This window comes from Halostella sp. PRR32 (assembly GCF_034808085.1).
GTDB lineage: Archaea > Halobacteriota > Halobacteria > Halobacteriales > Natronoarchaeaceae > Halostella > Halostella pelagica.
In genome coordinates, this window is sequence record NZ_JAXHGL010000002.1 from 363,370 (window position 1) to 376,759 (window position 13,390).

Annotated in this window: 17 protein-coding genes; 8 read left to right on the top strand and 9 right to left on the bottom strand. The window is 65.2% G+C overall.

Annotated features, from left to right (window positions below; all coding sequences use genetic code 11):
• The first annotated feature begins 114 nt into the window (after positions 1 to 114).
• Positions 115 to 945, top strand: coding sequence for a hypothetical protein (locus SM753_RS07065; protein ID WP_323191061.1), 831 nt, complete (start codon positions 115 to 117; stop codon positions 943 to 945).
• Between the two features lie 111 nt (positions 946 to 1,056).
• On the opposite strand, the gene SM753_RS07070 is transcribed toward SM753_RS07065, so the two are convergent.
• Positions 1,057 to 1,653, bottom strand: coding sequence for a hypothetical protein (locus SM753_RS07070; RefSeq protein WP_323191062.1), 597 nt, complete (start codon positions 1,651 to 1,653; stop codon positions 1,057 to 1,059).
• Between the two features lie 89 nt (positions 1,654 to 1,742).
• Between SM753_RS07070 and SM753_RS07075 the strand changes: the two genes are divergently transcribed.
• From SM753_RS07075 to SM753_RS07085, 3 genes are all read left to right on the top strand, one after another.
• The gene (locus tag SM753_RS07075) at positions 1,743 to 2,219 is read left to right on the top strand and encodes a TRAM domain-containing protein (RefSeq protein WP_135534889.1); all 477 of its coding nucleotides are present in this window, start codon (positions 1,743 to 1,745) and stop codon (positions 2,217 to 2,219) included.
• Between the two features lie 73 nt (positions 2,220 to 2,292).
• Positions 2,293 to 2,781, top strand: coding sequence for a Tfx family DNA-binding protein (locus SM753_RS07080; RefSeq protein WP_138798297.1), 489 nt, complete (start codon positions 2,293 to 2,295; stop codon positions 2,779 to 2,781).
• Positions 2,782 to 2,881: 100 nt separating this feature from the next.
• A complete protein-coding gene (locus tag SM753_RS07085) occupies positions 2,882 to 3,667 on the top strand; it encodes an SDR family oxidoreductase (RefSeq protein ID WP_138798298.1) in 786 nt (261 codons plus the stop codon).
• A 23-nt stretch (positions 3,668 to 3,690) separates the two neighbouring features.
• Here SM753_RS07085 and SM753_RS07090 read toward each other — a convergent pair whose 3' ends face one another.
• The 5 genes from SM753_RS07090 to SM753_RS07110 all read right to left on the bottom strand — a co-directional run bounded on the left by SM753_RS07090 (position 3,691) and on the right by SM753_RS07110 (position 7,700).
• On the bottom strand, positions 3,691 to 4,719 hold the full coding sequence (locus tag SM753_RS07090) for a sugar phosphate nucleotidyltransferase (protein WP_323191063.1): 1,029 nt from the start codon (positions 4,717 to 4,719) through the stop codon (positions 3,691 to 3,693).
• Between the two features lie 30 nt (positions 4,720 to 4,749).
• Entirely contained in the window at positions 4,750 to 5,028 is a 279-nt protein-coding gene (locus SM753_RS07095) for a hypothetical protein (RefSeq protein WP_323191064.1), read from the bottom strand.
• Positions 5,029 to 5,354: 326 nt separating this feature from the next.
• The gene (locus SM753_RS07100) at positions 5,355 to 6,371 is read right to left on the bottom strand and encodes a nucleotide pyrophosphatase (protein WP_323191065.1); all 1,017 of its coding nucleotides are present in this window, start codon (positions 6,369 to 6,371) and stop codon (positions 5,355 to 5,357) included.
• Positions 6,368 to 6,934 carry a methyltransferase domain-containing protein gene (locus SM753_RS07105; protein WP_135534896.1) on the bottom strand — a complete coding sequence of 189 codons (567 nt, stop codon included), beginning with the start codon at positions 6,932 to 6,934 and terminating at the stop codon, positions 6,368 to 6,370. The genes SM753_RS07100 and SM753_RS07105 overlap by 4 nt, the downstream gene beginning before the upstream one ends.
• On the bottom strand, positions 6,912 to 7,700 hold the full coding sequence (locus SM753_RS07110; protein WP_135534897.1) for a glycosyltransferase: 789 nt from the start codon (positions 7,698 to 7,700) through the stop codon (positions 6,912 to 6,914). The genes SM753_RS07105 and SM753_RS07110 overlap by 23 nt, the downstream gene beginning before the upstream one ends.
• A gap of 268 nt (positions 7,701 to 7,968) precedes the next feature.
• On the opposite strand from SM753_RS07110, the gene SM753_RS07115 reads away from it, so the two are divergent.
• Together SM753_RS07115 and SM753_RS07120 are read left to right on the top strand one after the other, a co-directional pair.
• Positions 7,969 to 8,898 carry a replication factor A gene (locus SM753_RS07115; protein WP_135534898.1) on the top strand — a complete coding sequence of 310 codons (930 nt, stop codon included), beginning with the start codon at positions 7,969 to 7,971 and terminating at the stop codon, positions 8,896 to 8,898.
• Positions 8,899 to 9,537, top strand: a complete 639-nt coding sequence (locus SM753_RS07120; protein ID WP_323191066.1) for a DNA-binding protein — start codon at positions 8,899 to 8,901, stop codon at positions 9,535 to 9,537.
• A 422-nt stretch (positions 9,538 to 9,959) separates the two neighbouring features.
• On the opposite strand, the gene SM753_RS07125 is transcribed toward SM753_RS07120, so the two are convergent.
• Positions 9,960 to 10,874, bottom strand: coding sequence for a TIGR03571 family LLM class oxidoreductase (locus SM753_RS07125; protein ID WP_323191067.1), 915 nt, complete (start codon positions 10,872 to 10,874; stop codon positions 9,960 to 9,962).
• Positions 10,875 to 10,970: 96 nt separating this feature from the next.
• Here SM753_RS07125 and SM753_RS07130 point away from each other — a divergent pair, with 96 nt between their 5' ends.
• On the top strand, positions 10,971 to 11,528 hold the full coding sequence (locus tag SM753_RS07130; RefSeq protein ID WP_323191068.1) for a hypothetical protein: 558 nt from the start codon (positions 10,971 to 10,973) through the stop codon (positions 11,526 to 11,528).
• Positions 11,529 to 11,709: 181 nt separating this feature from the next.
• Here the strand turns inward: SM753_RS07130 and SM753_RS07135 are convergent, their stop codons facing one another.
• A complete protein-coding gene (locus SM753_RS07135) occupies positions 11,710 to 12,039 on the bottom strand; it encodes a hypothetical protein (protein WP_323191069.1) in 330 nt (109 codons plus the stop codon).
• A gap of 136 nt (positions 12,040 to 12,175) precedes the next feature.
• Here SM753_RS07135 and SM753_RS07140 point away from each other — a divergent pair, with 136 nt between their 5' ends.
• Positions 12,176 to 12,364 carry a hypothetical protein gene (locus SM753_RS07140; RefSeq protein ID WP_135534903.1) on the top strand — a complete coding sequence of 63 codons (189 nt, stop codon included), beginning with the start codon at positions 12,176 to 12,178 and terminating at the stop codon, positions 12,362 to 12,364.
• Between the two features lie 96 nt (positions 12,365 to 12,460).
• Here the strand turns inward: SM753_RS07140 and SM753_RS07145 are convergent, their stop codons facing one another.
• Positions 12,461 to 13,381 carry a ring-cleaving dioxygenase gene (locus SM753_RS07145; protein WP_323191070.1) on the bottom strand — a complete coding sequence of 307 codons (921 nt, stop codon included), beginning with the start codon at positions 13,379 to 13,381 and terminating at the stop codon, positions 12,461 to 12,463.
• Positions 13,382 to 13,390 lie beyond the last annotated feature (9 nt).

The following is a 13,390-nucleotide window of genomic DNA, read 5'->3' on the forward strand; positions in this document are numbered from 1 at the left end:
GGCGGGTCGGGTCTGACCGGAACTCTCGGCGTACGTCACCTCGTCGGAACGAATTCCTCTCAAGGACAAATTTAATACGCGTCTGAGTGATTCTTAATTACTCGGATTTGACCTATGGATTTCGAAATAGACGACGTCAAGATACTGTACGGACTCGGCGTGCTGTTCGGTCTGGGCGCGTTGGTCTACTTCGGCCGCGATCTGGTGTTCGAGCTGTCGGTGCCGGTCAAATCACTGCTGCTGTTGCTCGGATTCGTCGCGTTTTTCACGGCCGCAAGCGCGATCGATCGCCCGACGCTCGACAGCGTGCTCTACGTACTGAGTGGGGGTGCGTACCTCATGTTTCTCGGCTACACGATCGACCGGTACGACGTCGGCGACACCGGCGTCTTTCTGGCGCTCGTTTTCTCCTCGATGCTGTTCATCGGGCTCGGCTACCTGCTGCGAGAACGAGAGGCCGGCCTACCGTGGCGACAGAGCCGGTACGTACTCGCCGTCGTCGCGGTTGTCGCCGGCCTACTGATCGTCGCCGACCTGCTCGGCGGTGGCGTCGTCTACACGGCCGCACTAGAAAACGAGGTGACGAGTACCCCCGACGATCCACAGATGATCGTCGGGACCGTCACCGCGAAAAACGAGTTCGTCGGAGCGCGGAAACTGTCACCGCCCTCAGTCAGCGCCTGCGTCTACACGCCTGACCGTCGGGACTCTGACGCACAACTCGTCTGGCCCGATGACTACTCGTACGCAACGGCGGAGGTGATCGGGGGTGGAGAGGAAGTCGAACTGGATATTCGAGTGTGGCACCGTGTCCCCGGCGAAAACAACGAGACGGCACAGCAGTTCACCGTCGAGCGCGCCGCGGAGTGTCCCGACGAAACGTCCGTCACGGAGCCGACGGTCGTCGTCGTTCTCGACGAATCAGTCGGTACCGATCGACGATAGGCTGAGAGGACACGTTCACGCGAGCGCGTAGCACGTGGTTCTCGTATACCGAGGGGAAAACAGATACTGTGGGAGAAGCGTCGATACAGAGACACGGGGCATCGACGCGGCTCAGCCGCCGATGAGGACGTGTTCGACGACGAAGAGCGCGAGCGAAGTCGAGACGACGGCTCCGGCGCGGCGCTGTGCCCGCCGTCCCGGAGTCCGCGACGTGTAGTAACCGCCGCCGAGCAGGACGAGGACGGAGCCGAGAAGGGCCGAGAGCAGGGGGTCCGCGCCGCTGAACGCGCTGACCCCGACGACGGTGACGGCGACGAGCGCCGACCCGACCAGAACCGGGAACGGGGGGAGCGATTCGAGACTGCCACCGTACTCCGCGTTGTAGACCACCGGCGGGAGAGCGAGCAGTGCTGCCACCACCGCGGCGAACACCGGGTCCGCCGACGCTCCGACGAGACCGACGCCGGCCGCCAGGACGGTAGCGACCAATAGAAGTCGGTCCGGCGGGAGGAGCCAGGTCGGGTCCTCCATCCGAACGACGGCGAACGTCGCAAAGGGGTACAACAGGGCGAGAACGAACGTCACCGTGACCAGCAGGCGCTCAGGATCGGTGACGAACGCGGGTTCCAGTACGACGACCGCGGCGAGAACGGTCCCGGCGAGAACCAGTCCGACGAGCACGGCGAGTTCGGGGACGCGACGTGTCACTGATCGTGATTCGGAGAGGGCGTGAAAAAGCGTTATGCAGTGATCGCCCAAACGCAAGCGTTTAATCGCCCGGTAAAGTACCATGCCGCATGGCGGACTGTCCACTCGCCGACGAATGCCCCAGTTTCTCCGAACGGATCGAAGGGATGGGGTGCCAACACTACGGCGACCGCGGCGGCAAGGAGTGGTGTAATCACTACAGCCAGCCCATCGAAGACCTGCAAACGCAACCGGTCCAGCAACAGGAGGAACTCGTCGTCGACGTCGAAGACATCCACGAGAGCGGTGCCGGCGTCGGGCGGACCGAGGACGGCTTCATCGTGCTGGTCGACGGGGTCCTTCCGGAGGCTCGCGCCCGAGTGAAGATAACCGAGGTGCACTCGAACCACGCTCGCGCCGACGAGGTCGAGCGCCTCCCGATGGACGACGAGGAAGAACCCGACGAGGAGACGGACGGAGAAGAGACCGACGAAGCCGTCAGCGATGACAATGACGACGAAGACAGCGGGGGCCGCGGCCCCGACCGCGAGCGTCTGGGAAGCCGCGACAACTTCTGGGGCTCCTGAACGGCCGTTTCGTCCTGGTCGGCGCGTGGACAGTCCCGACCGTTTTTCGCATTGGGGTTCGTATCCACACCCGATGAGCGACGCAGACGGTGACGAGGAAGCCGTGACCGCGAACGTCGACGAGTTGCTGGACCGGGTCGGATTCGACCCGACTGAGAGCGCGCTGACGCGTCGGCAGGCCGAGGTGCTCGCCCTGCGCCAGCGGGGCGCGTCGCAGTCCGCTATCGCCGAACTGCTCGGCACCTCGCGTGCCAACGTCTCCAGCGTTGAGGCGAGCGCTCGAACGAACGTCGAGAAGGCGCGCGAAACGGTGGCGTTCGCGGAGGCGCTGAAAGCGCCGGTACAGGTCGAGGTCGAGACCGAAACCGACCTGTACGACGTTCCCCAGCGCGTCTACGACGCCTGCGACGAGGCAGGTGTGAAGGTGAGCCACACCGCACCGGACCTGATGAAGATCGTCAGCGACGAGGCGGGCGACGCCATCAGCGGACGGAAGGTGAGCGAGGCGCTGCTGGTCGGCGTCTCCAACGACGGCAGCGTCCGGGTCCGGCGGTCCGAGTGAGCGGTCGGGCCAGATCCCGGTGAATGGGCCGGACAGATCCGGCCGTCCGAGCGGATCCGGAGTCCCGAAAGATTAGTGCGCCCGCCGCGTTGGCCACGATATGGATCTTGGAATCGACGGCAACGCGGCACTGGTCACGGCGAGTTCGAGCGGTCTCGGCCTCGCGAGCGCCAAAGCCCTCGCCCGGGAGGGCGCGAACGTCAGTATCTGCGGGCGGTCGACCGACCGCCTCGAAGCGGCGCGCGAGGAGGTGGCGTCGGTCGCGGACGGCGAGGTACGCGCCCAGCAGGCGGACATCACTAGCCGGAGCGACATCGTGTCGCTGGTCGAGGAGACCGTCGACGCCTTCGGTGGCCTCGACCACGTGGTTACCTCTGCCGGGGGCGTTCCGAGCGGCGCGTTCGTGGACATGGACGAGCGCGACTGGTACGCGGCGTACGACATGCTCGTGATGAGTCACGTCTGGACGCTGAAGGAGGCACACCCCTATCTGGAAGACAGCGACGCGGGCAGCATCGTCTCGATCACGTCCACCAGCGTCCGCGAGGCCATCGAGGGGCTTGTCCTCTCGAACGCGGTGCGTCGGGCCGTCATCGGCACGGTCAAAACCGTTTCGCGGGAGTTCGCGCCGGGCGTGCGGGCCAACGCCGTGTTGCCCGGTGCCCACGAGACGCCCAGGATCGAGGAACTCATCGAACAGGGCCTCGACCGCGGCGAGTACGGCAGTTACGAGGAGGGACTCGAAGACTGGTCGGCGGACATCCCGCTCGACCGCATCGGCGACCCGATGGAACTGGGCGACGCTATCGCCTTCCTCTCCAGCGACCGTGCGAGTTTCGTCAACGGCGTGGCGATGCCGGTTGACGGCGGCCGCCTGCGCTCCTGAGCGGCGATGACCGCCGTCCCGGCTCAGAACTCGCCGGCGTCGCGCAGTCGCTTGACGACCTCCCGGACGCGCTGTGCGTCGTCTTTCGGTACGACCAGCACGCGGTCGCCGTACGCGGCGACGACCAGGTCGTCGGCTCCGACGACTGAGACGTGGGTGTCACCGTCGCTGGCGACGACGTTGTCCGCGGCGTCTATCGTCAGCGCGTCGCCGAGGACGGCGTTGTCGTCACCGCCGACGACCCGCTCTAGGGCGTCCCACGACCCGAGGTCGTCCCACTCGAACGAGACGGGAACGACGTACGCGTCGTCCGTGCGCTCCAGAACGGCGTAGTCGACGCTTACCGGGTCGGTCTCGCGGACGGCGGTGGCGAGCGGGTCGGCGTCTCGGCGGTTCGGAGCCGTTTCCCCACCGTTTTCGGCCGCCGCGACGACGGTCGAGAGCGGCGAGTCCCGCGCCTCGCGCAGGAAGGCGTCGGGCGTCCACGCGAAGATGCCGGCGTTCCAGTAACAGTCGTCGACGAGTTCCGCGGCGGTTTCGCGGTCCGGTTTCTCCCGGAACCGGCGGACCGGCGCGTAGCCGTCCTGTTCCCGTCGCGGTTCGACGTAGCCGTACTCGGTCGCCGGCCGAGTCGGTTCGACACCGAGCGTGACGAGGCCGTCAGTCTCGACGGCGACGCGGGCGGCGCGGCGAGCGGGGGACTCGAAATCGCCCCGGAGCCGGTGGTCGCTTGGCACGCACAGGAGAACGGCGTCGTCGACCCGTTCGCGGAGTCGAGCGGCGGCGTACGTCAGCGCGGGGCCGGTGTCTCGTGGCGCGGGTTCGACCAGTACGTCGGCGTCTGGAGCGTGGGCGGGCACCGCGTCGGCGTAGGCGTCGCGCGTGAGGACGACGGTTTCGTCGGCGAAATCGACCCTGTCGGCGGTCCGAGCGAGCAGCGAGCGGTCGCCGCCGAACGACTGGAACTGCTTGGGGCGGTCGCTTCGACTCGCGGGGTAGAGTCGCGTCCCGGTACCGCCGGCGAGTATCACTGCGACGATGGGGCGGTCCATACCGGCCAGAGCGACGCCGGGCGGGAAAAGTCACCAGGTCTCGATACGACCCTCGCGCACGTCCTCGGCGCAGCCTTCGCAGTCCGGATGGCCCGCCTCGAAGCAGGCTGGATGGCCCTGGTCGTCTATGTTCGCGGTTCGCTTCTCGGCGTAGCGTCGGCAGACTATCTTCGCTCGTCCGGCGTCGTCCGTCGGCAGACCGTGTTGCAGGCGGGCGGACCGGTACGCGCGCTTCGCCTCGCCGTACTGTTTGCCCGCTTTGCGCGCGGTCGACTGGACGAACCGTGAGATACGGCTGTCGTCACTCACGCCGATTCCCTCCGAGCGACATACGTGAGCGTTGTCGGCGAGGCATATATACTGTCGGCCGCGGCTACTCCGGGTATCCGAGGGCGCGTAGCTTCTCCTCGACGGAGCCGGCACCGTTCTGGACCTCCCGACGCGGTTTGAAAACCGCGAACGGGACGGTGACGAGCGCCGGGACGTAACACCGGGTCGGGCAACACGATGTTGAGGTAGTCGTTCCGCTCGGTCTCTCCCGGTCGCTCCAACTGATCCGGACGGTGTCACACAGGCGACATCTGTTGGACTGCCCACTTTCTCGCACGGGAGGGGAACGGTTCCGCCGCCACGGCTCAGAGGTAGCCCAGGTCTTCGAGTTGGTCCCGGACGTCCGACGCGTCCCGGGACGTGACGGCGCTGTCCGCGCGGAACGCCTCGCGGACGGGCGGGTCGTCCGTCGCCCCGGTCGACGGCGTGACCCGCTCGATTCCGTCGCGAACGTCGAACACCGACTCGACGCCCCGAAGCGCTTCTGCGTTGGACGCCGCGGCGTACGGGTCGTGTGTGTGGTGGCCGTCCGTCAGGCCGTGGTCCGACACGCAAAGTAGCGTGTCGTCGGGCGCGAGCGCTGCGGCTACCTCTCCGGTAAAGGCGGCGGCTAGACGGTACGCCCGCTCCTGCCACCCGTCCTCGTCTACGACCGGCGCGAGGTGACCGACGGTGTCGAGGTAGCCGAGCCAAGCGAACACGAGATCGTAGTCGCGCTGGAGGCAAGAGCGGACGATGCCGAGTTTCTCGGTGGCCTCGCTCACCAGACGCTCTTCGAGTTCGGGGACGGACACCCGGGGTTCGTGTGCCGTCTCGTCGTCGGCGCCCTCGTCGATCGAGAGGAACTCGCCGAGCGCGGCCCCGCGGTCGGCGTCTAGCCCGAGGCGCTCGTCGCGTTCGGTCGCGTAGTTCGGTACCGTGATAGCGCGGGCCGTGCGTCCGTCGAAGACGGTGTCGACGCCGCGTTCGCGGTAGTACGCCGGCGATTTGAAATCGAGACCGGCTCCGCGCTCGCGGAGCAACGCGCCGATACGCGTGCGGAGGTCGTCGGGGACGACGCGGCGGCCGATCCGCGCGGCGACGCTGATCGCCGGATTCCCCCAGGCGACGCCCTCCTCCTCGGTGGCCGCGTGGATGCCGTGGTCGTCAGGGTGAAGTCCGGTGATCATCGACGGCCAGACCTCGTAGGTGTGTGGCTTGCCGAGCGTCGGATTGTCGAACGTCGACAGCCGACGCCCGTGTTCGCCGAACGCGCCGTCGAGGTCGAACGCCTCGACCAGGTTCGCGTCGAGGGCGTCCCAGCCGAGAACGACGGTTGTCACTTCCGCACCTCCAGTTCGAACTCGACCGGGCAGGACTTCCAGAACTGTATCCTGTCGATCCGTTCGGCCCTCCGCACGCGGAAGTCGGGGTCGAAGTAGCCGCGCGAACCCAGTTCCGTCGTCGAGTCCCAGAAGTCGAACGTGCGTTCGTCGAACCCGGCGACCATCGTCACGGGCGGCGCGCTCGGCAGGTTCTCCTCGGACAGCGTCCACGGGAGCGTCACCGGCTCGCCGCCGTCGGTCACAGTGTCTCGGGGATGAGCGACGTGCGTCGGGTCGACGTACGCGTTGCGGTCCTCCCAGTGCGGGGCGTTCCCCGTCAGGGTCGCACCGTCGCGGCAGACGCGGTGTATCTCCGCCATTACCTCAGGGAGGTTCGGTAGGTGTTCGAGAACGGAGTACGCGTACACTTCGTCGAACGTCTCGTCGGCGAACGGCCACGGCGTTTCTGACACGTCGTACACCACGTCCGTGGCGTCGTACGGCCGGACGTCCATGCCGACGGCATCGGCGTCGCGCTTGGTATCACCGCACCCGATGTCAAGCGCTCGCCGCGTCGACATCCGACTCACCTCCGTCACGGGCGATCCGGCCGGCGATCCACCCGGCCGCACGGCTCGCGTGGGGGACCGGATTCCGTCCCGTCGCGGCCGCGTAAGGGACGTTTAACGCGACATCCTGAAACCGCGAAAGGTCGTACTTCGCGCCGAGATACCCCTCCTGCCAGCCGATAGGGTGACGCTCCTGGTTCGCGTGTTCGAAGCGGGCCCGGTGGTTGAACACCCAGACGTTCCCGCGAGATTCGACGTACCTGCGGAGGTACTCGTCCTCTAACACGTGCAGGTCCGGCGGGAACGATACACCTTCTACGGCGTCCCGTCGAAGGAGAGTCGCGTGCGTTCCGGCGCGTCGCGAGCGGCGCTGGACCCAGTCGGATGGGTTCTCAGTGCGCGAGGCTTTCCGACCCTGAATCCCGCCGACCAGCGGTGCCGCGGCGTCCAGCATGTGGTCGAGGTAGTGTTCGGTCAGGCGGACGTCGTCGTCGAGAAAGAGGAACCAGTCCGCCTCGACGGTGTCGACGGCGAGTTCGCGCGCTCTCGGCAGCGAACACGGCAGGGACCGTATCACCGGTTCCCACCCCGCTTCCTCGGCGTGTCTGCGGGCGATAGATCTCGTCTCGTCGGTACTCTCGTCGTCTATCAGGATCAGTCGGTCGACCTGTACGTCCGCCGCCTCGGCGCTTACCCGTAATCGCTCTACGGTCCCGTCGAGGACGTCACCGCTGTCGGCGGTCGGCATCGCCACGTCTATCGTGTCAATTTCGTTCATTCCCCACAACCCGGTTTCTCGGATCGACGCGGGTGACGGGTTTTGTTCTATAGTGCCTACCGAGTTTTCGAGAAGCTTTACGTAGATATCCGGATTCGACTGGTAAAAACACGAATTCGGCTGGAAAGCACACGGACGCAACTGGTAACAAATCCGGATATACCTCCGGACCGTTCCACTTCCACCACGCTCTACGAGAGTTTTTATGTGAAGGCGACCAAACGAGCACTGTCTCCCGACGAAACCAAGGTGGAGACACGAGGAAACGATGAATCTACGCGAACACGCGGAAGACGTACACGGACAGTTTTCGGACCAGTTAGAGATAACGGTCGACGACGTAGAGGACCGACTCTCGACGCTGGTCGACGAGTACAAAGTACCGGTCGACGAGGCGCGCCGAAGCGTTACGAACCACTACCTCGACGAAGCGGACATGGACCGCGACGCCCTCGGGAGCGGCGGCGACAACGAGGAGCGCGGCCTCGGCGAAGTCGACGAGGCGGAGGAGTGGATCGACGTCACGGCCAAGGTCGTCGACCTCTGGGACCCCCGCAGCGACGCGGTCGGCCAGGTCGGTCTCATCGGAGACCCAACCGGCACGATCAAGTTCACCAAGTGGGCCAAATCCGACCTCGCGGAACTCGAAGCCGGCGAAGTGTACCGCCTCGAAAACGTCGTCACCGACGAGTACGAAGGGCAGTACTCCGTGAAGCTCAACCGGACGACGAACATCGAGAAACTCGACGAGGACATTGAGGTCGGCGACGACACGACCGAAGTCGAGGGCGCGCTGGTCGACATTCAGAGCGGCAGCGGCCTCATCAAGCGCTGTCCCGACGAGGACTGCACGCGCGTCCTCCAGAACGGCCGGTGTCAGGAACACGGCGAGGTCGAGGGCGAGTTCGACCTCCGAATCAAGGGCGTACTGGACGACGGCAACGACGCCCACGAGGTCATCTTCGACAAGGAAGCCACCGAGGAACTGACCGGCATGAACTTAGAGGAGGCCAAGGACATGGCGATGGACGCGCTGGACACCACCGTGGTCGCGGACGAAATGGCCGAGGACACGCTCGGCCACTACTACCGCGTCGCTGGTCCGGTGTTCGGTCGCTACGTTCTCGCGGACGAACTGGAGAAACTGGACGAGCCAGCGGACCACGAGGAACTGCTGATCAAAGCGAGGTCGATATAGATGAGCGACGCACCCACCCGCGAGGTCGCACGGCGCACCTTCGCAAGCGAGTTCAACGACGCGAGTTACACGTTCAAAGAATCCGACGACGAGCGCGCGCCCAACTACGCGCTTTTGCCGACTGGCGAACGCGCGAACCGGGTGTTCGTGGTCGGCACCGTCACCGAGAAAGAAGACGTCGGCGAGGACAGCGAGTACTGGCGCGGTCGAGTGGTCGATCCCACCGGCACGTTCTTCATGTACGCCGGGCAGTACCAGCCCGACGCTGCGAGCGTACTCCGTGACCTCGAACCACCGGAGTACGTCGCCGTCGTCGGCAAACCCCGGACCTACGAAACCGACGACGGCACGGTCAACGTCTCGGTCCGGCCCGAATCGATATCTATCGTCGACGCCGCGACGCGCGACCGCTGGGTCGTGGAGACGGCCGACCGGACTCTCGACCGCCTCGAACGGTTCGAGGAGGGCGAAACGTCGGAGGAGTCACCCGACCCCAGCGGCGTCTACGAGTACGTCGAGATGGCCCGCGAGCAGTACGACCTGCCAGTCGAGAACTATCGGCGCGACCTCGTCACCGCCCTCGAAAGTTTAGACGAAGGCGAAGCGCCCGAGGACGACGCGCAAGTCGAAGCGGAGTAGACGAGGCCGTCCCGACGCCGCTGTTTTTCGCGGTTCCCGACCGTTGTACGGCCCGCTCCCGGCCGATGCGCTACCGATCCAGTATTATTACTTGGTAATCGAATAATTTAATACTATCAAAATGATTCTTGAAAACAGTCAGATGCCCAACCGGAATATCTGCGAATGCCCGGACTGTGGCCGCCTGGTGAACCAGAACGTCAACCAGTGCTGTCCAGAGTGCCGAGCAAGCCTATCTGAGGCCGGCAGTCCGAAGATCGCCTGAGCGAACCCGACGAGACGGGGTCTCCGGTAGCGGCCAGAGACGACCGATACGCCTCCGGGACCAGTCAGGTCGGCGAACGCGTCGGTGCGCATAGCCCGACGGACGAGTGCCGGAACCGGAGGGCCGCGGAACTGTCCGGTCCGTAAACAGTTCAGCATCAGACGCGTTCGATTACCTCCTCGGCGAACACGGACAGCGCCCGCTCCGGGTCGTCGTTTTCCAGGGAGACGAGAACGTGGTCGACGCCCGTCCGGTCGAGTCGGCGGAAGTAATCGCGGAACCACTCGACGCCGGCGCAGTAGCCCTGATGCAACGGTTCGGGGCCGGCGTCGTGGTCGTCCGCGAGTTCCGCGCGGACGACCATCGCGAACGGCTTCTCACCGCCCGCGTCGCGCCAATCGGCGAGATAGGAGTCGAGCGTGTCCTCAGGGAGGTGATAGAACAGCCAGCCGTCGCCGTGGTCGCCGATCCACTCGACCGTTTGCCTGGCGTGGCCGGTCGGAAACAGCGGGAGCGTCTCGGTCGTCGGGTCGGGGACGACGGAGAGGTCGCCGTCGAGCGTTCCCCACTGCGAGTCGACGACCGGAAACTCGTCGCTCCAGACTGACCGGAGGACGGCAACGCTCTCGCGGAACAGCGCCCCGCGGTCCGACGGGTCGACGTCGAACGCGGGGTATTCGGGGTCGCGGTCGCCCGTGGCGACGCCCAGAACGAGGCGACCGTCAGAGAGTCGGTCGACGGACGCGGCGGCTTTGGCGACGTGGAGAGGGTGCCGGAGCGTCAGGACGACGCTTGCGGTGCCGAGCGCGATGTCGTCCGTTCGCGCGGCGACCCGAGTGAGCCACGGCCAAACGTCGAACGTCTGGCCGGCATCGCCGAACTTCGGCCAGTACGTCGGTACGTCGCGAGCCCAGAGAGCGTCGAACCCGACCGCTTCGGCCCGGGCAGCGAGTCGCATCTCCTCGTCGACGTCCGGGGGCGACTCGTTCGCACCGGTTAGCGGGAACCCCGTTCCGAACGTGATGCCGTCAGTGCTGAACAGCCGTCGGTAGCCGGCGTTCTCGTGGCCCATCGAGTGCGACAAGGTGGCGGTCGTCCATTACGGTAGCGCTGTCGTCTCCTCCGGTCGTTCTAACGTTTTATGTATCACTGGTCAAACGGTAGCACCGTGTCACGAGAAACATCGAAGGAGCAGTCGGAGGAACCGGTCGCAAATCAGAGCGTCGCCCGGGCCAACAAACGGTCGTTCGGCGACGTACTCTCCGACAGGAAGAACAAAAAGCTGCTGAAGTACGCGGTAACCGTTATGGCCATCGTGGGTGCCGGGTTCGGTCTGACAGGGTCGATCGGAGCCGGCCAACTCGTCGACGGGTCGTCCGACAGTGAGTTCCTCGGTGCCATGTTCTTCCTTTCGGTGTTCGTCTTCATGCTTCTGTCCGGGCCGATCCTCGGCGCACTCGTTGGACTGGAGTTCGACCGACGTATTGCAGACACCCGCGAGGCGCTGATAACGTCGTTCGCCAGCGGTGCGGTCGGCTACGTGGCGATGGTGATCACCGGCGTGTTGCTCGCGACCGTACTGATGCCCGATAACCTGGCTTCCTCAGGCGGCGAAGGCGGAGCGTTCGACCTCGGCGAACTCATCGTTCCGCTCCTATTGATGGCTATCCCGATAGGGGCGGTGGCCGCTGGTATCGTGTACGCCAGCGATACGATTCTGGACTGAAGACAGACGAAGAGAGCCACGGTTCCGTCTATCCGGAACCGGTTTCACATCTACTGCCGGTTCGTTGGCTTCGGTGTGCCGAATGCGTCCGGTCAGTCGGAGAGCGTCGTCACGTACGGACCGGGCCGGTCGTCAGTCGCCTCGTTCATGTGACCGAGACCTGGTGTGACGGACGCAGCCGTCACTCCAGCGCGTCCAGATACTGTTCCACCTGCTCGGTGTTGTCGCCGAGCGCGATCGTGTCCGTCTCCTGGTCGTACTCGACGACGTTTGCCTCAGCGAGTTTCGGGACGTGGTTGTGATAGAGCGCCATGTACACTCGCTTGACCGTTTCGGCCGGTATCTCGCCGATCGGCGTCTCGTGTTCGCGGACCGCGACTTCGTCCGCCAGGTCGGCCAGAGTCAGCTGTGTCGCGTGCTCACAGAGACAGCGAAGGGCGTAACGCCGACGGCTGTCTGCGAGCAGATGGAAAAGCCGGTCAGTGGCGGGCGGGTTCGAATCCTCACCCATTCCTCCGAATCCCCATTGTGGCGCTAGTTTCGATAAGTGGATTTGAGAGTTGCGATAAACGGTCCGCATTCGAGTGATGGACTTATCAACTGCCGACGGATCCTGTTTTATCTCGCTTGCAGTCGAGAGAGGTAGTATGGTACGAGTGCTGAATAGTCACACGGACACGATCCACAAGTCACGGACGGACGAACATTACCACCGGACGGAGTGTGGCGCGCTCTCGCACGTAGACCATCACGAGGTAGAGGCGGTCGGCGACGAATTCGGCGACGACGCGGTGTCGCTGTGCGGCCGCTGTTTCGACGCGTCGGGTGGATACTGATACCGTCTGTCAGACCGTCGTGACGAGATTCGCACCCCCGTGTGTCGGCAGTCTGCATCGGCCTCCGTCCGGAAGTATGGGTTCCGCGGCCAGGCCTCACAGTTCGGGAAGGCCCGCCTCTATCTCGTCGCGTCTGTCCTCTAACCACTCGGGAAGCACGAGTCGGTCCCCCAGTTCGTCGACGTCCTCGTCGACAGTGTATCCGGGCTCTTCGGTGGCGAATTCGAAGAGAACGCCGCCCTCTTCGCGAACGTACACCGATTCGAACCACTTCCGGTCGATGATTTCGGTCGGCCTGAGACCCTGTTCCATCAGAACGTCTCGCCACTCGGACTGGTCGTCGGCCGTCACGCGGAACGCGACGTGGTGGACAGTGCCCGCGCCGGGTTGTCCACGGGGTGCCTGCGGGTCTTCGCAAACGTCGACGACGTAACCGAGGTCGCCGTCTGATTCGAACCGACGGCGGTCGCGCTCGGACGCCGTTTCGCTGAACCCCATCGTTTTCAGGAGGTTCGCGGTCGGGTCGGCGACCGACAGCGACAGGGTCACGCCGAAGAAACCGCAGATTGCGTGTTCCGCGGGTACCGTTCCCGCCGGCGGGTCGCCGTCCGGCACGTCCTCGCGGGCGACTAGTTCCAACTGGAGACCGTCCGGGTCGCGAAACGGGATCACGGTGTCGCCGAATCGCTCGCGCGGGTCGTCCGCGTCCACGCCCTCGTCGGCGAGGCGGTCGACCCAGTAGTCGGTCGAAGCGGCGGGTATCAGAAACGAGACCGTACTCGCCTGGCCGGTGCCGGCCCGTCCCTGGCGGGCGTTCCCGTACGGGAAAAACGTCATGCTCGTTCCGGGCGTACCGGTGCGGTCGGCGTAAAACAGGTGATACACCGACACGTCGTCCTGATTGACGCTCTTCTTGACGAGCCGAAGCCCGAGCGTCTCCGTGTAGAACGAGAGGTTTCGTCCCGGGTCGCTCCCGATGGCCGTGACGTGGTGGATGCCGGGAATGTCTCTGGGCATACCGTGACG